This is a genomic window from Massilia eurypsychrophila, from assembly GCF_002760655.1.
Lineage (GTDB): Bacteria > Pseudomonadota > Gammaproteobacteria > Burkholderiales > Burkholderiaceae_D > JAFCUW01.
Genome location: NZ_PDOC01000006.1, coordinates 19,522 through 36,170 on the forward strand (window position 1 = coordinate 19,522; position 16,649 = coordinate 36,170).

Consider the following 16,649-nt stretch of genomic DNA (forward strand, 5'->3'; position numbering starts at 1 on the left):
GTGTCGAGAATCTTTACCCGTATATTTTTCCTGCCGGAATTGCAATCCCCTGTAGGGCAAATCGCCCATCCCTTAACGTTCGCCCAACAGGTGGGCCCCATGCTAAATTTTGAGCGCTCCAGCCTCAACCAGAAACTGACGATCATTTCGTTCCTCTCGACTGGCACGGCTCTGATATTCGTCTTCATCGCCTTCGCCGTGACGTCGGTACTCAATCACCGCAAGGACGAGGGCATGCAACTGTCCTCGTTCGCCGGCGTGATCGGCACCAACAGCGTCGATGCGCTCGTTTTCAACGACCGCAATTCGGCCCAGGCCACCTTGTCGGCGCTGAAGGCGAAGGACGAAATATCCAACGCCACTTTGTTCGACCGCAACGGCAAGGTGTTCGCCCGCTACGTTGCGCCCGGCCGGGCCGAGGAGGCATTCGAGAACGTCGAACCGGTCAGCATGAACGAGGAAGCGCTCGCCCAGGCCAACGCCAACGGCAGCGCGTTCTGGAGCACGCGGATGCGCCTGTACCGCCCCGTCACCGGCAGCGAGCACGCGGTCGGCATCGTCATGATCGAAGCGGACCTGACCAACATGTGGCTCGACATCCTCAAGAGCCTGGGCGTGATCGCCGCGGCGATGGGCGGCTCGCTGACGGTGGCGCTGCTGCTGGCGTCGCGCTTCAAGAGCTGCATCGCCGATCCGGTCACCAAGCTGATCAACGCGGCGCAGAAAGTGTCGGCCAGCCAGAACTACACCTTGCGCATTGCGCACGAACGCACCGACGAACTGGGCACCCTGATCGACAGCTTCAACGACATGCTGGCGCAGATCGAAGGCCGCGGCGCCGCCCTGACCCACCATCGCGACGAGCTCGAGCGCCAGGTCAGCGTGCGCACCGAGCAGCTGGAAAAGGCCAAGAACGCCGCCGAAGCGGCCAGCACCGCCAAGAGCGCGTTCCTGGCCACCATGAGCCACGAGATCCGCACGCCGATGAACGGCGTGCTCGGCATGACGGAAATGCTGCTCGGCACCAGCCTGACCGACACCCAGCGCAAATTTACCAAGCTGGTCAAAAGTTCCGGCGAACACCTGCTGGTGATCATCAACGACATTCTCGACTTTTCCAAGATCGAGGCCGGCAAGCTGTCGGTCGAATACATCAACTTCAATCTCTGGGACCTGCTCGACGACATCAACAACGTCTACACCCCGCAGGCGCAGAACAAGGGCATCGGACTCGACTTCGACATCGCCAACAACATCCCGATCTCGATTTGCGGCGACCCGAACCGGCTGCGCCAGATCATGGCCAACCTGCTCGGCAACGCCATCAAGTTCACCGACCACGGCCGCATCCTGGCCACGGTGCAGGTCACGCGCGAAGACCCGCAATCGGTGGCGCTGCGCTTCGAAGTGCACGACACCGGCATCGGCGTCTCGCGCGAAGCACGCGGGCGCATCTTCGAAGCGTTCTCGCAAGCCGATGGCTCGACCACCCGCAAGTACGGCGGCACCGGCCTCGGCCTGGCGATCTCGAAGCAGCTGGTCGAGTTGATGGGCGGCAAAATCGGAGTCGACAATGCCTTAACGCAAGGCTCCATTTTCTGGTTCACGGTATGTTTCGACAAGCGCCGCGTCGACCCCGACGAGCCCGGATTTTCGCTGACCACCATCGAAGGACTGCGCGTTTTGATCGTCGACGAACACGAATGCAGCCGCGAAGAACTCGAACGCCAGATGCTGGCGTGGAACGTCGCGTGCGACAGCGTCGGCTCCTCGATGGAAGTGCCGGAGCGCCTGGCCTCGGCCGCCGCCAGCGGCCGTCCGTACGACGTCGCCATCCTCGACATGGACCTCGAGCGCACCAGCGGCCTGTCGGTCGCCGCCGCCATCAAGGCCGATCCGGCTACCCGCGCCACCCGGCTGCTGCTGGTCAGCGCCGACCGCCTGGCGGCCGATCCAGTGCAGCGGCGCGAAGCCGGCGTGGCCTACCAGCTGATCAAGCCGGTGCGCGCCGGCGACCTGTTCGAGTGCGTCGCCGCGCGCCAGCGCAAGGCAGCCGTCGTCGCCGCTCCGCCAGCCGAGGCGCCGCCGCCGCTGCGCCAGCCCGTCAGCGGCCCGGCGCGCCTGCGCAAGGTGCTGCTGGCCGAAGACAACCCGGTCAACGTCGAAGTGGCCATGGCGATGCTCGATAGCCTGGGCCTCAAGGTGACGTGCGCGCGCAATGGCGAAGAAGCGCTGCACGCGGTGCAGGCCGGTAAATACGACGCCGTGCTGATGGACTGCCAGATGCCGGTGATGGACGGCTTTGCCGCCACCTCCGGAATCCGCCGCCACGAGCGCGAAAACGGCCGCGCGCGCAGCCTGCCGATCATCGCCATCACCGCCAACGCGCTGCAGGGCGACCGCGAATCGTGCCTGGCCGCCGGCATGGACGACTACCTCAGCAAACCGTTCACGCAGCAGCAGCTGGCCGCCGTGTTGAGCCGCTGGATGGCGCTGCCGCTGGCGGCCGCCGCCGGCCACGACGGCGAGCGCGCCGTGCAGGCGGTGGCGCCACCAATGACGCCGCTGGTGGTGCCGAACGTGCGCCGCACCGATCCGCGCCCGGCCGCCGCGGTTGCCCCGCTGGTGGCCAAGGTCCACCACAGCGAGCAGCGCCCGCAACTGCCGGCGGCCACGCGCGAACCGCTGCAGCGCGACGTCATCAACATGCACGCGCTCGAGAACATCCGCGCGTTGTCGGCCGACCGCGGCGGCGCGCTGGTGCAGCGCGTCGTTGCGGCCTACGTCGGCGACACGCCGCAGCACCTGAAGACGCTGCGCCAGGCCATCGCCGGGTTCGACACCGGCAGCCTGCGCAAGGTTGCGCACAGCCTCAAGTCGAGCAGCGCGAACGTCGGCGCCGAGGCGCTGGCGCAGATGTGCAAGGAAATGGAGAACCTCGGCCGCACCGACAGCACTGAAGGCGCATCCGGCATCCTCACCGACATGGAGCACGAATTCCAGGCAGTCCGGGATTCGCTCAGTGCCATCCTAGAGAAGGAAACTTGACATGGTCTCTCCTACCACCCACAAGCGCGGCGTCGTCCTGGTTGCCGACGACGATCCGGTGATGCGATTGCTGATGATCGAAATGCTCGGCCAGGTCGGCCTTGACGGCATCGAAGCGGAAGACGGCAAGCAGGCCGTCGCCTACTTCCAGGGCATGGCGCCGGACCTGATCCTGCTCGACGTCGAGATGCCGAACATGGACGGCTTCTCGGCCTGCCGCGAAATCCGCCGCATCGAAACGGGCGCGCCGGTGCCGATCATCATGGTCACCGGCGGCGACGACATCGAAGCGGTCACCAGCGCCTACGAAGCCGGCGCCACCGACTTCGTCTCGAAGCCGATCAACTGGCCGATCCTCGGCCACCGCGTGCTGTACGTGCTGCGCGCCTCCGACGCCATCGTGCGCCTGCGCATGGCCGACGCCCACAACCGCGCGGTGCTGGCGGCGATCCCCGACACCTTCTTTCGCCTCAATCGCGACGGCGTCTACCTCGATTACGAGCCAGGCAACGAGATGCAGGGCCACGACGCGATCGCCGCCTTCTCGGTCGAGACCTGCGTCGGCAAGCACATCACCGAGGTGCTCCCGCGCGACATCGCCGACCGCCTGCTCGAACAGATGCGCGGCGTGCTCGATACGCTGCACGTGCGCTCGGTCGACTACGAACTGGTGCGCTTCGGCGTCATCCATCATTACGAAGCGCGCCTGGTCGCCACCGGCGCCAGCGAAGTGCTTGGCCTGGTGCGCGACATCAGCGAGCGCAAACGCACCGAAGAACAGATCCGCCGGCTGGCCTACTGCGACAGCCTGACCGGCATCCCGAACCGCCAGGCCTTCCTCGAAACGCTGGAACGCGAACTGCATCGCTCGAAGGTCGGCAACAAGAAGTTCGCGGTGCTGTTCATGGACCTCGACGCCTTCAAGCGCATCAACGACACGCTCGGCCACAACGTCGGCGACCACCTGCTCAAGATCGTCTCCGAGCGCCTGCGCGAAACGACCCGGCCGAGCGACCTGGTGTCGCGCGGCGACCAGTCGCACAACCTGGCGCGCCTGGGGGGCGACGAATTCACGATCCTGATCCCGGACCTCGAACGGGTCGAGAACGCGCTCGCCGTGGCGCACCGCGTCAAGGAAGCGATGCGCCGGCCGTTCCTCATCGAGGGCAACGAGATTTTCGTCACCGCCAGCATCGGCATCTCGCTGTTCCCGGAAGACGGCGACGACTGCAATTCGCTGCTCAAGTTTGCCGACACCGCGATGTACCACGCCAAGAATTGCGGCAAGAACAACGCGAAGCTGTACAGCTCATCGCTGACGATGCAGATCATGAGCCACGTGAAGCTCGAAGTGGGCCTGCGCAAGGCGCTCAAGAACGAAGAGCTGTACCTGCTGTACCAGCCGCAGATCGACGTGCGCACCGGCGACATCGTCGGCGTCGAAGCGCTGGTGCGCTGGCGCCATCCCGAGCGCGGCATCATCTCGCCGACCGAATTCATCCCGCTGGCCGAAGAAACCGGCTTGATCGTGCCGATCGGCGAATGGGTGCTGCGCACCGCGTGCAAACAGGCGATGGCGTGGCAGCGCGTGGCCAAGCGGTCGCTGCGGATGGCGGTGAACCTGTCGGCCAAGCAGTTCAAGGACGAGAACCTGACCCAGATCGTGGTGTCGGCGCTGCACGACACGGGGCTCGACCCGCGGCTGCTCGAACTCGAGCTGACCGAAGGCACGCTGATGGACGACGCGCGCGCGACGATGGCCACGCTCGAGCAGCTGCGCGGCATCGGCGTGCACCTGTCGATCGACGACTTCGGCACCGGCTACTCGTCGATGAACTACCTCAAGCGCTTCGACGTGCGGGCGCTAAAGATCGACAAGAGCTTCATCAGCGGGCTGCCGCAGGACTCCGAGAACGCCGCCATCACGCGCGCCATCATCGCGATGGCGCATGGGTTGAAGATGGTGGTGGTGGCCGAAGGTGTCGAGACCGACGCGCAACTGGGGCTGCTGCAGGAGTACGGCTGCGACCTGGTGCAGGGTTTCTACCTGGGCCACCCGTCGCCGCACGAGGCGATCACGCAGATGCTGCTGCAGCCCTGCGCCGAGCCAACCCCGACGAAATAAGCGCTGCGGCGAATCCGACCTGCGAGCCTGGTGGCTTCGGCTACCTCTCGAAGCGCAGCGTGTGGACCGCGGGGCCGGGCAGCAGCCGGCCCGGCGTTCCGGCCACCCACTCGGCATGCCCGCGCAGGAAAAACGGCGACAGCGGATGCCCGCTCTGCCCGCCCGGCATGTTGAAAATCCCCTGCTCCTCTTTCCCCGGCGTGACCGTCATCCGCTGCGACTGGCCGAAAGCGCGGCCGGCCACGCGCGGCATGTTCGAGTCGCCCGCCAGCTGGTCGGGCGGCGCCGACAGCCAGCGCCGCAGCGCCGGCGCCGCCATGCTGATCGGATGCGCCACTGCGGCCGTGTTGCGCGCGCCCCATGTCGCCGAGGCCAGCGGCGCGCCGTCGCGCGTCAGCTCGGCGATCACCTGGTCGATCGCCGCCAGCTGCAGCGCGCGCCAGTCCGGATACGCCGCCGGCAACCAGCCGACCGGGCGCTCGTCGAGCAGGCGCGCCACCACCGCCGGCCAGCGCGTGCTCGCCGCCTGCATCGTCGCCTTGTCGTCGACTGCCGCCATGGCGCTGTTGGCCGCATCGAACAGCTGGTCGTGCAGCGCCCACATGAAGCCGCGCGCGAGCCGGTAGCCGGTCGAGTCGACGCTGGCGCGTCCGCTCCAGCCGGTTTGCAGCAAGCGTAAAAATTCGGCGCGCTGCGGCTTGTCCTTTACCGCAGCGGCGTCGAGCGCGGCGATGGCGCGCGTGCGCCAGCCGGCCATGAAGATCGCCCGGTCGTCGAGCGCGACGCCGTACACCGCCTTGATGTCGACCTTCGGCCCGAGCGCGCGCAAGCCGTCGCGCACCTGCCGGTTGCGCGCGCCGATGTCGAAGCCGCCGTCGCCGATCACGCTAGCGCCCGCGCCCATCAGCTGGCGGCTGTTGGCGGTCGACAGCTGGCCGTCGGCCGGATTCATCAAGCGCGGATATTCCGCCGGCGCCAGCGGCCGGTCCCATGTCGTCGCCGCGCCGCCGGCAGCGATCGGAAAGCTGGCCGTTGCCGCGTCCTGCGTGCGGTGCGGCAGCACGCCCGTGATGGTCCAGCCGATGTTGCCCTTGTCGTCGCCGGCGACAAAATTTTGCGCCGGGATGCCGATCGTCGCCGCCACGCTCAAGGCTTCATTGAGCGTGTCGGTCGTCTCGAGCTTGCGGTGATTGAGGTTGAGCGACGCCGGCAAATGCGCGATCCAGTGGATCGCATAGGTGCGCCCGCCCGCCTCGCGCACCGGTCCCAGCGAACTTTCGCGCACGATGATTTTCCGCGCCGGAGCGCCCTTGACGAGGATCGTCTCTTCGATACTGGCCAGCGTCTCCCAGCCGTTCGGCGTGCGTACGCGCGCCGCGTTGGCCGGATCGGCTTCGAGCGCGACCAGGTCGAGGAAGTCGCCGTAGCTGTTGGTGTAGCCCCAGGCGACGTGGCCATTGCTGCCGACCGTGACCACCGGCGGCGAGCCGGGCAAGGTAATGCCCACCATGCGGCGCGGCTTGCCCTGGGCGTCAGGGAACTGCAGCGCCAGCCGATACCAGGTGGTCGGCAGCTGCAGGCCGAGGTGCATGTCGTCCGATACGATGGCGCCGCCGTCCGCGCTGCGGCTGCCGGCGACGGCCCAGTTATTGCTGCCGACGGAATCGACGAAGTCCGCCGACGCGGTGCGCAGCGGCGCGCCAACCGGGCGACGCTGGCCCCACCAGGCTGGCGCCGCCGGTGGAATCGGCGCGCGCGATGCGGCCACCGCACCCTGGTCGAGTGGCGCGTCCCACTCGGTCGACTCGGGCAGCAAAAAGGCGCGCTGGGCGGCATCGGTGTGGTCGGCGATCCAGCCGCGCGCCAGTTCGCGCGGCTCCTGCATGCCCTGCAAATCGAAGAACATCGCCCACACCACCAACAGCGAATCGGCCGCGCTCCACGGCCGCGGCGCGGTGCCGGTCAGCGCATACTCGAACGGCCTGGCGCCAAGCGCGTGCAGGCCGTCGTTGATGCCGGCGACGTAACGCTCGATGAACTGGCGGTCGTCGGCCGGCATCGATTCGAGCACTGCCTCGGCGCGCGCGCGGAAGCGGTGCTTCCGGCGAACCGCGTCGACCGGTACCGCCTTGGGGCCGAACAACTCGGCCAGTTCGCCGGCGCCGACCCGGCGCAGCAGATCCATCTGGAAAAAGCGGTCTTGCGCATGGATAAAACCGGTGGCGTAGGCCAGGTCGTGGCGATTGCTCCCAGCAATCAGCGGCACGCCATGATCGTCGCGCGTCACCGTCACGGCGGCGTTCAGTCCGGCGACGCGGCGCTCGCCGTCGAGCTGCGGCAGACTGGCGCGCAGATACAGCCACGCGCCGAGCAACACCAGCGCCAGCAGGGCCAGCAGTCCCAACAGTACCCGTACCGACCAGCTCTTGACGGCGCCTCGTCGCATCGATTCCCCTCGTTATCTGTGTTTGGAGGAATGGTGCCAGAAAACTACCAACTCGGGAACAATTTCGGCGCCGCCTCTGCCATCGGTTTTCTTCGGCCCGATTGACATGGATCAGGCATCGCGAAGGGCTCGCTCCTAAGCTGAAATCTAGCGCTCTGCCGCGAGGCGTCCGCTGCACATTGAAAGGAATCGATATGCGACAGCTCATGTTCGCCGCGGCCAGCGCGCTCCTGCTCGCCGGCTGCACCACTCCCCAGGACCGCGCCGCCCGCATGCAAGCGGACATGGATCGCATCATCGTCGAGTACGGTCCCGCATGTGCCAGGCTCGGCTACCAGCCGCAGTCGGATCCGTGGCGCAACTGCGTGCTGCAGCTCAGCACCAAGGACGACATCACCCGCTATGGCCATCCGACGCGCGTGTATGGGGGCTTTGGGCGTTCGCACTGGGGCGGCGGCGGCCTGTGGGGTCCATACTGGTGACGCCTGTTTTGGCCGGCACATCGTCCCACGCGGCCGCGAACTCCGCCTTGGTGCGCGGGCGCCGCTCGGCCAGCAGGCGCTCGACCAGGCGCTGCGCATGACGCAGCAGGGCCGGATAGTGCGCGTCGCGCGGATGCAGGCCCAGGCGCACTAACGGCGCCGGCTTCATCGCCGCCGCCGTGGCGCCAGCCAGGCGCGGCGACAGCAGGCGCCCGGCCCGGTTGCGCGCCGTGTACACCAGCGACGGCGCCAGCAACGACCGGCGCGTGCGCAGCAGGTGGAAGTGCGTCATTGTGGTGGTGTAGTCGAGCGCGAAGGTGCGCAGCGCGCGCCACGCGCCCGCCCCCAGCAGCCAGGCCGGCGGCACGAAGCCGCGTACGGCCCAGCCGCGCTCGGCAAACCAGGCCAGGCCCAGTTCGATCTGCTGCCGCGCCTCCTGCTCGCCGATGGCGGCGAACTCGCCCTCGCCTTGCGTGAACACGTTGCGCAGAAAGCGGCTGCGCCAGCTGGCGTGCGGCGGCGCGCTGTCGAGGTGCGTGTAGCCGTGCAGCGCCAGCTCGTGGCCTTGCGCCAGCAACGCGTCGAGCGCGCGCTCCATCGGCGCCGACGGCAGCGAGCGGCCGTGATAGCGCGGCACCACCAGCCACGTCAGCGGAATATCGGCCACCGCGCGCACCGCCTGGTGCAGGCGCAGGCAGTCGTCCCAGGTGTCGGGCGCGACGTCGTGGATGGCCACGCACAGCGTTCTGTCAGTCAGTGGCACAGATGCGCTCGGCGTCGAATTCGGCGCGCTGGTGGCTGGCGAGCAGGCCGCCGTAGCGGTTCAGCAGTTGCGGCATGATCAGGCTCCAGTCGTAATGCTCCTGCGCCTTGCGCCGCGCATTGACGCCCAGCGCTGCCAGGTCGCGGCAGAAGATCGCCTCGATGCCTTCGGCCAGGCAGGCCGCGCTGTCGGGCCGTACGACGAGGCCGGTTTTCTCGTCGACCAGTTCGGCAACGCCGCCGCCGGTGGCCACCACCGGCAGGCCGCACGCCATTGCCTCGAGCGCGATCAGGCCGAACGTTTCGCAATCGCCCGGATGGACCATCACGTCGCAGCTGGCCAGCAGCCGCGCCAGCGCGCGCTGGTCGCGCTTGAACGGGATGTAGGTGATCTGCGGATAGCGCGGCAGCGTTTCGCCGCCGCCGACCAGCACCAGGTGATACGGCCGGCCGAGTTTGCGCACCGCGTCGATCAGCACCTGGAGTTTTTTCTCCGCCGTGAAGCGGCCGGCGTACACCAGCAGCCGCGCGTCGCCCGGCAGGTGCAGGTGCTGACGCAAGGTTTCGATGCGGCGCTGCGGGCGGAAGATGTCGGCATCGATGCCGAGCGGCTGGTGGACCGCGCCGTCGATGCCCATCTCGTTCAGTTGCTGGACCATCAGCTTGCTCGGCGCCATCACCATGTCGAAGCGGCGGTACAGCCGCGCCAGGTAGCTGCGGGTGCCGCGCATGGCCAAATCGCCGAAGCGGTTCAACATCAGGCGCGGCAGGTCGGAGTGGTAGAAGGCCACCACCGGGATGCCGAGCTCGCGCTTGACGCGCAGCGCCGCCCAGGCGCCGTGACCGGCATCGCCCGCCTCGATCAGGTCCGGCTGCAGCGCGCGCAGGATGTTGGCGGTGGCGCCGATCGACGTCGGCATGCGGTAGCCGTGGATGCCGGGAAACGGGATGGAAGGAATCTCCACCAGCGCCGGCGCGACGCCGCCGCTATGGACATTCGGGCTGACGATGCTGTGGGCGATGCGGCTGCGCTGGGCCAGCCAGCGGGCCTTGGCGTTCAGGTAGGTGCTGACGCCGCCGCCTTCCGCGGCATAGAACATGGTGATATCGACGAGGTGCATGCTGGAGACCCACTTGAGTGAGGCCCACGATAGCAGCGCATGACAGCGGCGGTTTGCGCACACTCAAATGGATCCGGTCAACGACCTTGCAGCGCGGCGCGCCGGCAGTGGCGGGCTCGGCGCTCGGCGCTCGGCGTTCAGTAGTGGCGCCGGCTCAGGTAGCGCGCCGGTCGAGCATGGCGCGCGCGATGGTGCCGGCGTCGACGTATTCGAGTTCGCCGCCGACCGGCACGCCGCGCGCCAGGCGCGACACGCGCAGGCCGCGCGCTTTGAGCATCTCGCTGATGTAGTGCGCCGTCGCTTCGCCTTCGTTGGTGAAGTTGGTGGCCAGCACTACTTCGCCGACGACGCCGTCGGCGGCGCGCCCGATCAGTTTTTCGAGGTGGATGTCTTTCGGGCCGATGCCGTCCAGCGGCGACAGGCGCCCCATCAGCACGAAGTACAGGCCCTTGTACGTCAGCGTCTGCTCGATCATCATCTGGTCGGCCGGCGTTTCGACGACGCACAGCAAGGCGCGGTCGCGCGCGTCGTCCTGGCACAGGTCGCACACGTCGGTTTCGGCGAAGGTATTGCACATGGCGCAGTGGTGCACCGTGTCGACCGCCTGGTAGAGCGCGCGCGACAGCATCGCCGCGCCCTCGCGGTCATGCTGCAGCAAATGAAACGCCATGCGCTGCGCCGATTTCGGGCCGACGCCTGGCAACCTGCGCAACGCCTCGGTCAGGAAATCGAGCGACTTCGACATGGGCGAATCAGAACGGCATCTTGAAGCCTGGCGGCAGCGCCATGCCGGCGGTCATGCCGCTCATCTTTTCAGCCGAAGTCGCTTCCGCTTTGCGCACCGCATCGTTGAAGGCGGCGGCGACCAGGTCTTCGAGCATGTCCTTGTCGTCGGCCAGCAGCGACGGATCGATCGACACGCGCTTGACGTCGTTCTTGCACGTCATGACGATTTTCACCAGGCCGGCGCCGGACTGGCCTTCGACTTCGACCAGCGCCAGCTGCTCCTGCGCCTTCTTCATGTTGTCCTGCATGGTCTGGGCTTGCTTCATCAAGCCTGCGAGCTGGTTCTTCATCATGATGGTGTTCTCCGAGATCTAAAAAGTAGACAAACAATAGGGTGATTAATTCCGTTCAGGGGGCGACGGCCGGCGGTCGCACTGAACCTTGCACAACGAAGGCGCCGAACTGGCGCGCCATTTCCTGCACGAACGGATCGGCGGCGACGGTCTGCTCGGCCTGCTGCATGCGTTGCTCGCGGTAAGCCTGCGCCTCGACGCTGGCGGTGTACCACACCTGGCCGAGGTCGATCTCGACGGCGACGCGGGTGTTCGGGAAGCGGTCCTGGATGGCGGCCGTCAGCTTTTCGGTGTTGCCGCCGGCGCGCAGCGTATCGATCGGCGCGCGCAGCCGGAACGTGCTCTGGTGGCCGTCGCTGGTGCAGTCGATCAGTTCGGTCTGCAGCGCCAGCTGCTGCGACACGCCGCGCAATGCCAGCGTTGCCGCCAGCGCCGGCCAGTTGCCGTCCCATTCGATTTCCGGCACCGGCGCAATCACGTACTCAGGGCGCGGCGCGGCCGGCGCGCGCGCGGCGGCCGGTGCGGCGGCCACGGCCGGCGCTTCCTGCGTCAGCGCGGTGTCGTCGGAAAATTCGGTGACCCACGATGGCGGGCCGTCATCCTCGTCGGCTTGCTGCGCGGCAGGCTGATCCCATGGCGGCGGCGGCGCGGACGGCGCGGACGGCGCTGCCTTGGCCACAACTGATGGCGCCGCGGCGGCCGCGGCTGGCGGCGGTGGTGGCGGCGCGGGCTCCGGGTCAGGCGGCGGCGCCGCCGCTTGCGGCGCGGCGGCGTTGGCGGCTGCCTGGTTCGACATCGCTGTCGGCCGCTTCGGCGACACGTTCTGGCCGCGGCTGGCCGCGCGGGCCGCTTCAAGGGCTGCATTGATGGCGGCGCGCGCCGAATTCATTGCCGGCGCGCCGGTCGCTGCGGGAGCGGCCGGCGGCGCAGCTTGCACCGGCGGCGGCGGCGCCGGACGTGCCTGCTGGACCGGCGGCGGCGGCGTCACCGCGGCGTGGCTTGCCACTGCCGCGGACGCGGCGCGCGCCGGCGCTGGCGATGGAGCCGGACGCGGCTGCACCGGCGGACGCGCGACAGCCGGGCCGGCCGGCGCAACGCCTTCCGCGCCGCCATTGCCTGGACGGAAAGCGAGCATGCGCAGCAAGGTCATCGCAAAGCCGGCGTACTCATCCGGCGCGAGGCCGATCTCGTTACGGCCATGCACCGCGATCTGGTAGAACAACTGCACTTCCTGCGCATCGAAGGCCGCTGCCAGGCGCATGATGTCGGCCAGTTCCGGCAAGTCTTCCGGCACCGCCGACGGCACCGATTGGGCCAGCGCGATCCGGTGCAGCAAGGTGCCGAGATCCTGCAGCGCGCCGTTGTACGACAGGCTGCGGCTGGCCATCTCGTCGGCCACCGCCATCAGGTCGGCGCCGTCCTGCGCCAGCAGCGCGTCGAGCAGGCGCACCAGGTACGACTGGTCGAGCGCGCCGAGCATGCCCTGCACCGCTTCGAGCGTCACTTCGCCGGCGGCGTAGGCGATGGCCTGGTCGGTCAGCGACAGCGCATCGCGCATCGAGCCGTGCGCGCCTTGCGCCAGCAGGCGCAGCGCCGGCTGTTCGAAGGTAATGCCCTCCTGCCCGAGAATATTGTCGAGGTGGCTGATGATATGCCCCGGCGGCATCTGTTTCAGGTTGAACTGAAGGCAGCGCGACAGCACGGTGACGGGAATCTTCTGCGGATCGGTCGTTGCCAGGATGAACTTGACGTGCTCGGGCGGCTCTTCCAGCGTCTTCAGCATCGAGTTGAAGGCGTGGTTGGTCAGCATGTGCACCTCGTCGATCATGTAGACCTTGAAGCGCGCGTTCGATGGCGCGTACACCGCCTGCTCGAGCAGCTGGGCCATCTCGTCGACGCCGCGGTTCGACGCCGCGTCCATCTCTATATAGTCGACGAAGCGGCCGGCATCGATCGCGGTGCAGGCATCGCACACGCCGCACGGGGTGGCGGTGATGCCGCCGGTGCCGTCCGGGCCGATGCAATTGAGCGATTTGGCCAGGATCCGCGACAGCGTGGTCTTGCCGACGCCGCGCGTACCTGTAAACAGATAGGCGTGGTGCAGGCGGCCGGTTTGCAGCGCGTGCGACAAGGCACGGACGACGTGTTCCTGGCCGACCAGCGTTTCAAAGTTGCGGGGACGGTATTTACGGGCGAGAACTTGATAGGACATGCTGGGATTTTACCGTAGATAGCGGGCGCAGCGGGGAAACATGCTGCCTGGGCGGCAATTGTAGCAGTCGATGTGGGGAGGGTGAAAGCGGCACTGAAAGCGCGTCGAAAACGCGCTGAGAAAGAATGAGGAGGCGAGCCTGATCTGCGGCACTCATGGGTAATAGCCGTGGCTGCTTCGTTCCCGACCTGACCAGGTTAGCCATGCCACGATGCGCAGGGGCCCGCCAGCGATCATTATAACCGACCCGCTCGATAATGGAAACAACCACCACCCCCCCGGAGGTGTAGCGGCGGCTGATGTTGAGCTCGTGTCCGATTGCCGGCACTGACCCCGGAGGAAGTTAGATGCCGAGTTCTTGCCAGATGGTGTCGATGCGCGCCTTCACGGCCGGCGTCATCGCAATCGTCGTGCCCCATTCGCGGTTCGTTTCGCCCGGCCACTTGTTGGTGGCGTCGATGCCCATCTTGCTGCCAAGGCCGCTCACCGGCGAGGCGAAATCGAGGTAGTCGATCGGCGTGTTGTCGACCAGCAGCGTGTCGCGCAGCGGATCGACCCGGGTCGTGATCGCCCAGATCACTTCCTTCCAGTCGCGGATGTCGACGTCTTCGTCGACCACGACAATGAACTTGGTGTACATGAACTGGCGCAGGAAACTCCAGACGCCGAACATCACCCGCTTGGCATGGCCGGCATACTGCTTCTTGATCTGCACTACCGCCATCCGATAGCTGCAGCCTTCCGGCGGCAGGTAGAAATCGGTGATTTCGCTGAACTGCTTTTGCAGCAGCGGAATGAAGACCTCGTTGAGCGCCACGCCCAGCACGGCAGGCTCGTCCGGCGGCTTGCCTGTATACGTAGAGTGATAGATCGGATTGCGCCGCATCGTGATGCGCTCGATCGTAAACACCGGAAAGCTGTCCTGCTCATTGTAATAGCCGGTATGGTCGCCAAACGGGCCCTCCAGCGCGTGCTCGTAGCCGGACGGATGGTTCGGATCGGCCAGGATATGGCCTTCCAGCACGATCTCGGCCGAGGCCGGCACGCGCAGCTCGCTGCCAATCGCCTTCACCAGCGTGGTCCGGCTGCCGCGCAACAGGCCGGCGAACTGGTATTCGGACAGGCTGTCGGGCACCGGCGTCACGGCGCCCAGGATGGTGGCCGGATCGGCGCCGAGCGCGACGGCAACCGGATACGGCTGACCCTTGCTGGCAATGCCGTGCTCACGAAAGTCGAGCGCCCCGCCGCGGTGCGCCAGCCAGCGCATGATCACCTTGTTGGGCCCGAGCACCTGCTGGCGATAAATGCCCAGGTTCTGGCGCTTCTTGTTGGGCCCCTTGGTAATGACCAGGCCCCAGGTAATGAGCGGAGCGGCGTCGCCCGGCCAGCAGTGCTGGATCGGCAGGCGCGACAGGTCGACGTCGTTGCCTTCCCAGACGATTTCCTGGCAAGGCGCGCCGCGCACTTCCTTCGGCGACATGTCCCACACCGCCTTCACGAGCGAACCGAGTCCCATCAAGTCCTTGAAGCCTTTCGGCGGCTCCGGCTCCTTCAGCTGCGCCAGCACGTGGCCGATCTTGCGCAGCTCGCCCACGTCGGTGGCGCCCATCCCGAGCGCGACCCGGCGCGGCGTGCCGAACAGGTTGCCCAGCACCGGCATGTCGTGGCCGGTGGGATGCTCGAACAGCAAGGCCGGTCCGCCGGCGCGCAAAACGCGGTCGCACACCTCAGTCATCTCCAGATTTGGCGAAACGGGCGTGGAAATGCGCTTTAATTCGCCAATTTCTTGCAACTGAGAAACAAAATCACGCAGATCAGTGTATTTCATCGGTTTTTAATTTTTCTTCGGCAGATAGGGAGTTGTTGAATTAGCCACGATAAGTGATTGATTTCATGCGACTTTGCTGCGATGCAGTATCATAAGTAAGATCTAAAAGTTATAAAGAACTGTCGTGCTAGTATTGACTTGATATAAACCAGCTTCTACAATTTGCCTACTTGATGAGAGCGGTACGTCCAAAGGACATGATTTTAGCCTGTTCTCATACTTTCACGGGGTCGGGGCCCCACATGACATTTTAGGAGTGTTTCCAATAGGCGTCTGCCTTATCCCCGGAAACAGTTGTTTAGCCACTGGCCCAATACCTCTGGGAACGGCCAGCTCAAGCAAGCAATGACGGCGTTGATTCGCACGCAACAGCGGCGATAGACGATATTTCTGATGCACGGCATTTGATGTCCGATGTGCGCTTTTTTAGCGCCGTGGGGACAGCTTTTTCCGCGACAAAGGGGAATTCGATGATAAATCGTTTCAACGGGGCGACAGTAAAGCTCGCCCAAACTATGGCTGCCCAGCCTGTCACGTGGTCTTCCGTGACGAAAACGGCCCGTGGTCTCGCGACCACCGCGCAGCACACCCTGACCGTATTCGGTCTTTCCGCAGTAGCAGTTGTGGCCGTCCTGTATGCCCGTCCCGACATGGCACACCAGGTTTCGCAGTTCCTTGCGCCGCCGGCGCCGGTAGTTGCACAGGCGGCGCCAGCGTCAGCGCCCGCGCCAGTACTCGCTTCGCTGATGCATGAGCAGCCTGTGGCCAGTGCCGCCGTCGACGTGGCGCCGATACCGGTCGCATCCGGCAAGGCAATGGCAGGCAACACGAAGCAGCAGCAATTCGTCACCTCGTGGCTGGCCAAGCGTTACCGCGTTGCCGGCGACGCCGCCAACATGCTGGTATCGACCGCCTACTCCACGGCGCACGACATCAAGCTCGACCCGCTGCTGATCCTGGCCGTGATGGCGATCGAATCGGGCCTGAACCCGTTTGCTGAAAGTTCGGTTGGCGCGCAGGGGCTGATGCAAGTGATGTCGAAGATTCACCACGAAAAGTTCCAGAAGCTGGGCGGCGTGCAGGCTGCGCTCAATCCAGTGGCGAACATCCGCGTCGGCGCGCTGATCCTCAAGGATTACGTCACCCGCGGCGGTTCGATTGAAGCCGGCCTGAAAAAGTACGTTGGCGCTGCCGCGTTCGAGACCGACTCCGGCTACGGCTCGAAGGTGCTGGCTGAGTATCGCCGCCTGAAGCAGGTTGCCGGCGGCCAGCGCGTACCGACGACGAACTCGCCAGCCCAGGTTGTTGCCAAGGCGGCGCCCGCCCCGGCAGAGCCGAAGCCTGAAGTAACGCTGCCGGAGCAAGGCAACGACGCCATCGCCGGTCTGTAATCTGACCGCGACGCACGTAAAAAAGCCACCGGCAGTCTGCGGTGGCTTTTTTTACGTCCCCGCCATCTTCGCGAGGAACCATGCTGAGCACACATGTGCAAAAGCCGCCTGCATCACTGCGGCGGCTTTTTCATTGCATCGATGCTGCCTGCGAA

General features: G+C 66.3%; 11 protein-coding genes and 1 other RNA gene. 4 read left to right on the top strand and 8 right to left on the bottom strand.

The genetic code is table 11. The annotated features are described in order from the left end of the window. Positions 1 to 99 precede the first annotated feature (99 nt). Positions 100 to 3,048 (top strand): hybrid sensor histidine kinase/response regulator, encoded by a 2,949-nt coding sequence (locus CR105_RS11840; protein WP_099788886.1) that lies wholly within the window; start codon positions 100 to 102, stop codon positions 3,046 to 3,048. 1 nt (position 3,049) lies between these two features. Continuing rightward, entirely contained in the window at positions 3,050 to 5,173 is a 2,124-nt protein-coding gene (locus CR105_RS11845) for a putative bifunctional diguanylate cyclase/phosphodiesterase (protein WP_099788668.1), read from the top strand. Positions 5,174 to 5,213: 40 nt separating this feature from the next. Here the strand turns inward: CR105_RS11845 and CR105_RS11850 are convergent, their stop codons facing one another. Next, positions 5,214 to 7,619: a penicillin acylase family protein gene (locus CR105_RS11850; protein ID WP_099788669.1), complete on the bottom strand. Its 2,406-nt coding sequence runs from the start codon at positions 7,617 to 7,619 to the stop codon at positions 5,214 to 5,216. A 194-nt stretch (positions 7,620 to 7,813) separates the two neighbouring features. Here CR105_RS11850 and CR105_RS11855 point away from each other — a divergent pair, with 194 nt between their 5' ends. Further along, positions 7,814 to 8,101, top strand: a complete 288-nt coding sequence (locus tag CR105_RS11855) for a hypothetical protein (protein WP_229413903.1) — start codon at positions 7,814 to 7,816, stop codon at positions 8,099 to 8,101. On the opposite strand, the gene CR105_RS11860 is transcribed toward CR105_RS11855, so the two are convergent. The 7 genes from CR105_RS11860 to ubiD all read right to left on the bottom strand — a co-directional run bounded on the left by CR105_RS11860 (position 8,013) and on the right by ubiD (position 15,103). Beyond that, complete coding sequence (locus CR105_RS11860; protein WP_099788671.1) at positions 8,013 to 8,864, bottom strand: DUF2334 domain-containing protein; 852 nt, start codon at positions 8,862 to 8,864, stop codon at positions 8,013 to 8,015. The genes CR105_RS11855 and CR105_RS11860 overlap by 89 nt on opposite strands. Continuing rightward, positions 8,851 to 9,984 carry a glycosyltransferase gene (locus CR105_RS11865; protein WP_180288170.1) on the bottom strand — a complete coding sequence of 378 codons (1,134 nt, stop codon included), beginning with the start codon at positions 9,982 to 9,984 and terminating at the stop codon, positions 8,851 to 8,853. Before CR105_RS11865 ends, CR105_RS11860 begins: the two co-directional genes overlap by 14 nt. A gap of 154 nt (positions 9,985 to 10,138) precedes the next feature. Continuing rightward, positions 10,139 to 10,729 carry a recombination mediator RecR gene (gene recR / locus CR105_RS11870; protein ID WP_099788672.1) on the bottom strand — a complete coding sequence of 197 codons (591 nt, stop codon included), beginning with the start codon at positions 10,727 to 10,729 and terminating at the stop codon, positions 10,139 to 10,141. A gap of 7 nt (positions 10,730 to 10,736) precedes the next feature. Next, positions 10,737 to 11,063, bottom strand: coding sequence for a YbaB/EbfC family nucleoid-associated protein (locus CR105_RS11875; protein ID WP_099788673.1), 327 nt, complete (start codon positions 11,061 to 11,063; stop codon positions 10,737 to 10,739). 55 nt (positions 11,064 to 11,118) lie between these two features. Continuing rightward, a complete protein-coding gene (locus CR105_RS11880) occupies positions 11,119 to 13,275 on the bottom strand; it encodes a DNA polymerase III subunit gamma/tau (RefSeq protein ID WP_099788674.1) in 2,157 nt (718 codons plus the stop codon). A 129-nt stretch (positions 13,276 to 13,404) separates the two neighbouring features. Beyond that, positions 13,405 to 13,503, bottom strand: an RNA gene (gene ffs / locus CR105_RS11885) — signal recognition particle sRNA small type. 115 nt (positions 13,504 to 13,618) lie between these two features. Beyond that, entirely contained in the window at positions 13,619 to 15,103 is a 1,485-nt protein-coding gene (gene ubiD / locus CR105_RS11890; RefSeq protein ID WP_099788675.1) for a 4-hydroxy-3-polyprenylbenzoate decarboxylase, read from the bottom strand. Between the two features lie 515 nt (positions 15,104 to 15,618). Between ubiD and CR105_RS11895 the strand changes: the two genes are divergently transcribed. Further along, a complete protein-coding gene (locus tag CR105_RS11895; protein ID WP_229413904.1) occupies positions 15,619 to 16,494 on the top strand; it encodes a transglycosylase SLT domain-containing protein in 876 nt (291 codons plus the stop codon). Positions 16,495 to 16,649 lie beyond the last annotated feature (155 nt).

What these genes read in the sequence shown, in the direction of transcription:
- CR105_RS11840 (WP_099788886.1), top strand. Translation starts at nt 100, where the DNA reads ATGCTAAATTTTGAGCGCTCCAGCCTCAACCAGAAACTGACGATCATT.
- CR105_RS11845 (WP_099788668.1), top strand. Translation starts at nt 3,050, where the DNA reads ATGGTCTCTCCTACCACCCACAAGCGCGGCGTCGTCCTGGTTGCCGAC.
- CR105_RS11850 (WP_099788669.1), bottom strand. Translation starts at nt 7,619, where the DNA reads ATGCGACGAGGCGCCGTCAAGAGCTGGTCGGTACGGGTACTGTTGGGA.
- CR105_RS11855 (WP_229413903.1), top strand. Translation starts at nt 7,814, where the DNA reads ATGCGACAGCTCATGTTCGCCGCGGCCAGCGCGCTCCTGCTCGCCGGC.
- CR105_RS11865 (WP_180288170.1), bottom strand. Translation starts at nt 9,984, where the DNA reads ATGCACCTCGTCGATATCACCATGTTCTATGCCGCGGAAGGCGGCGGC.
- recR (WP_099788672.1), bottom strand. Translation starts at nt 10,729, where the DNA reads ATGTCGAAGTCGCTCGATTTCCTGACCGAGGCGTTGCGCAGGTTGCCA.
- CR105_RS11875 (WP_099788673.1), bottom strand. Translation starts at nt 11,063, where the DNA reads ATGATGAAGAACCAGCTCGCAGGCTTGATGAAGCAAGCCCAGACCATG.
- CR105_RS11880 (WP_099788674.1), bottom strand. Translation starts at nt 13,275, where the DNA reads ATGTCCTATCAAGTTCTCGCCCGTAAATACCGTCCCCGCAACTTTGAA.
- ubiD (WP_099788675.1), bottom strand. Translation starts at nt 15,103, where the DNA reads ATGAAATACACTGATCTGCGTGATTTTGTTTCTCAGTTGCAAGAAATT.
- CR105_RS11895 (WP_229413904.1), top strand. Translation starts at nt 15,619, where the DNA reads ATGGCTGCCCAGCCTGTCACGTGGTCTTCCGTGACGAAAACGGCCCGT.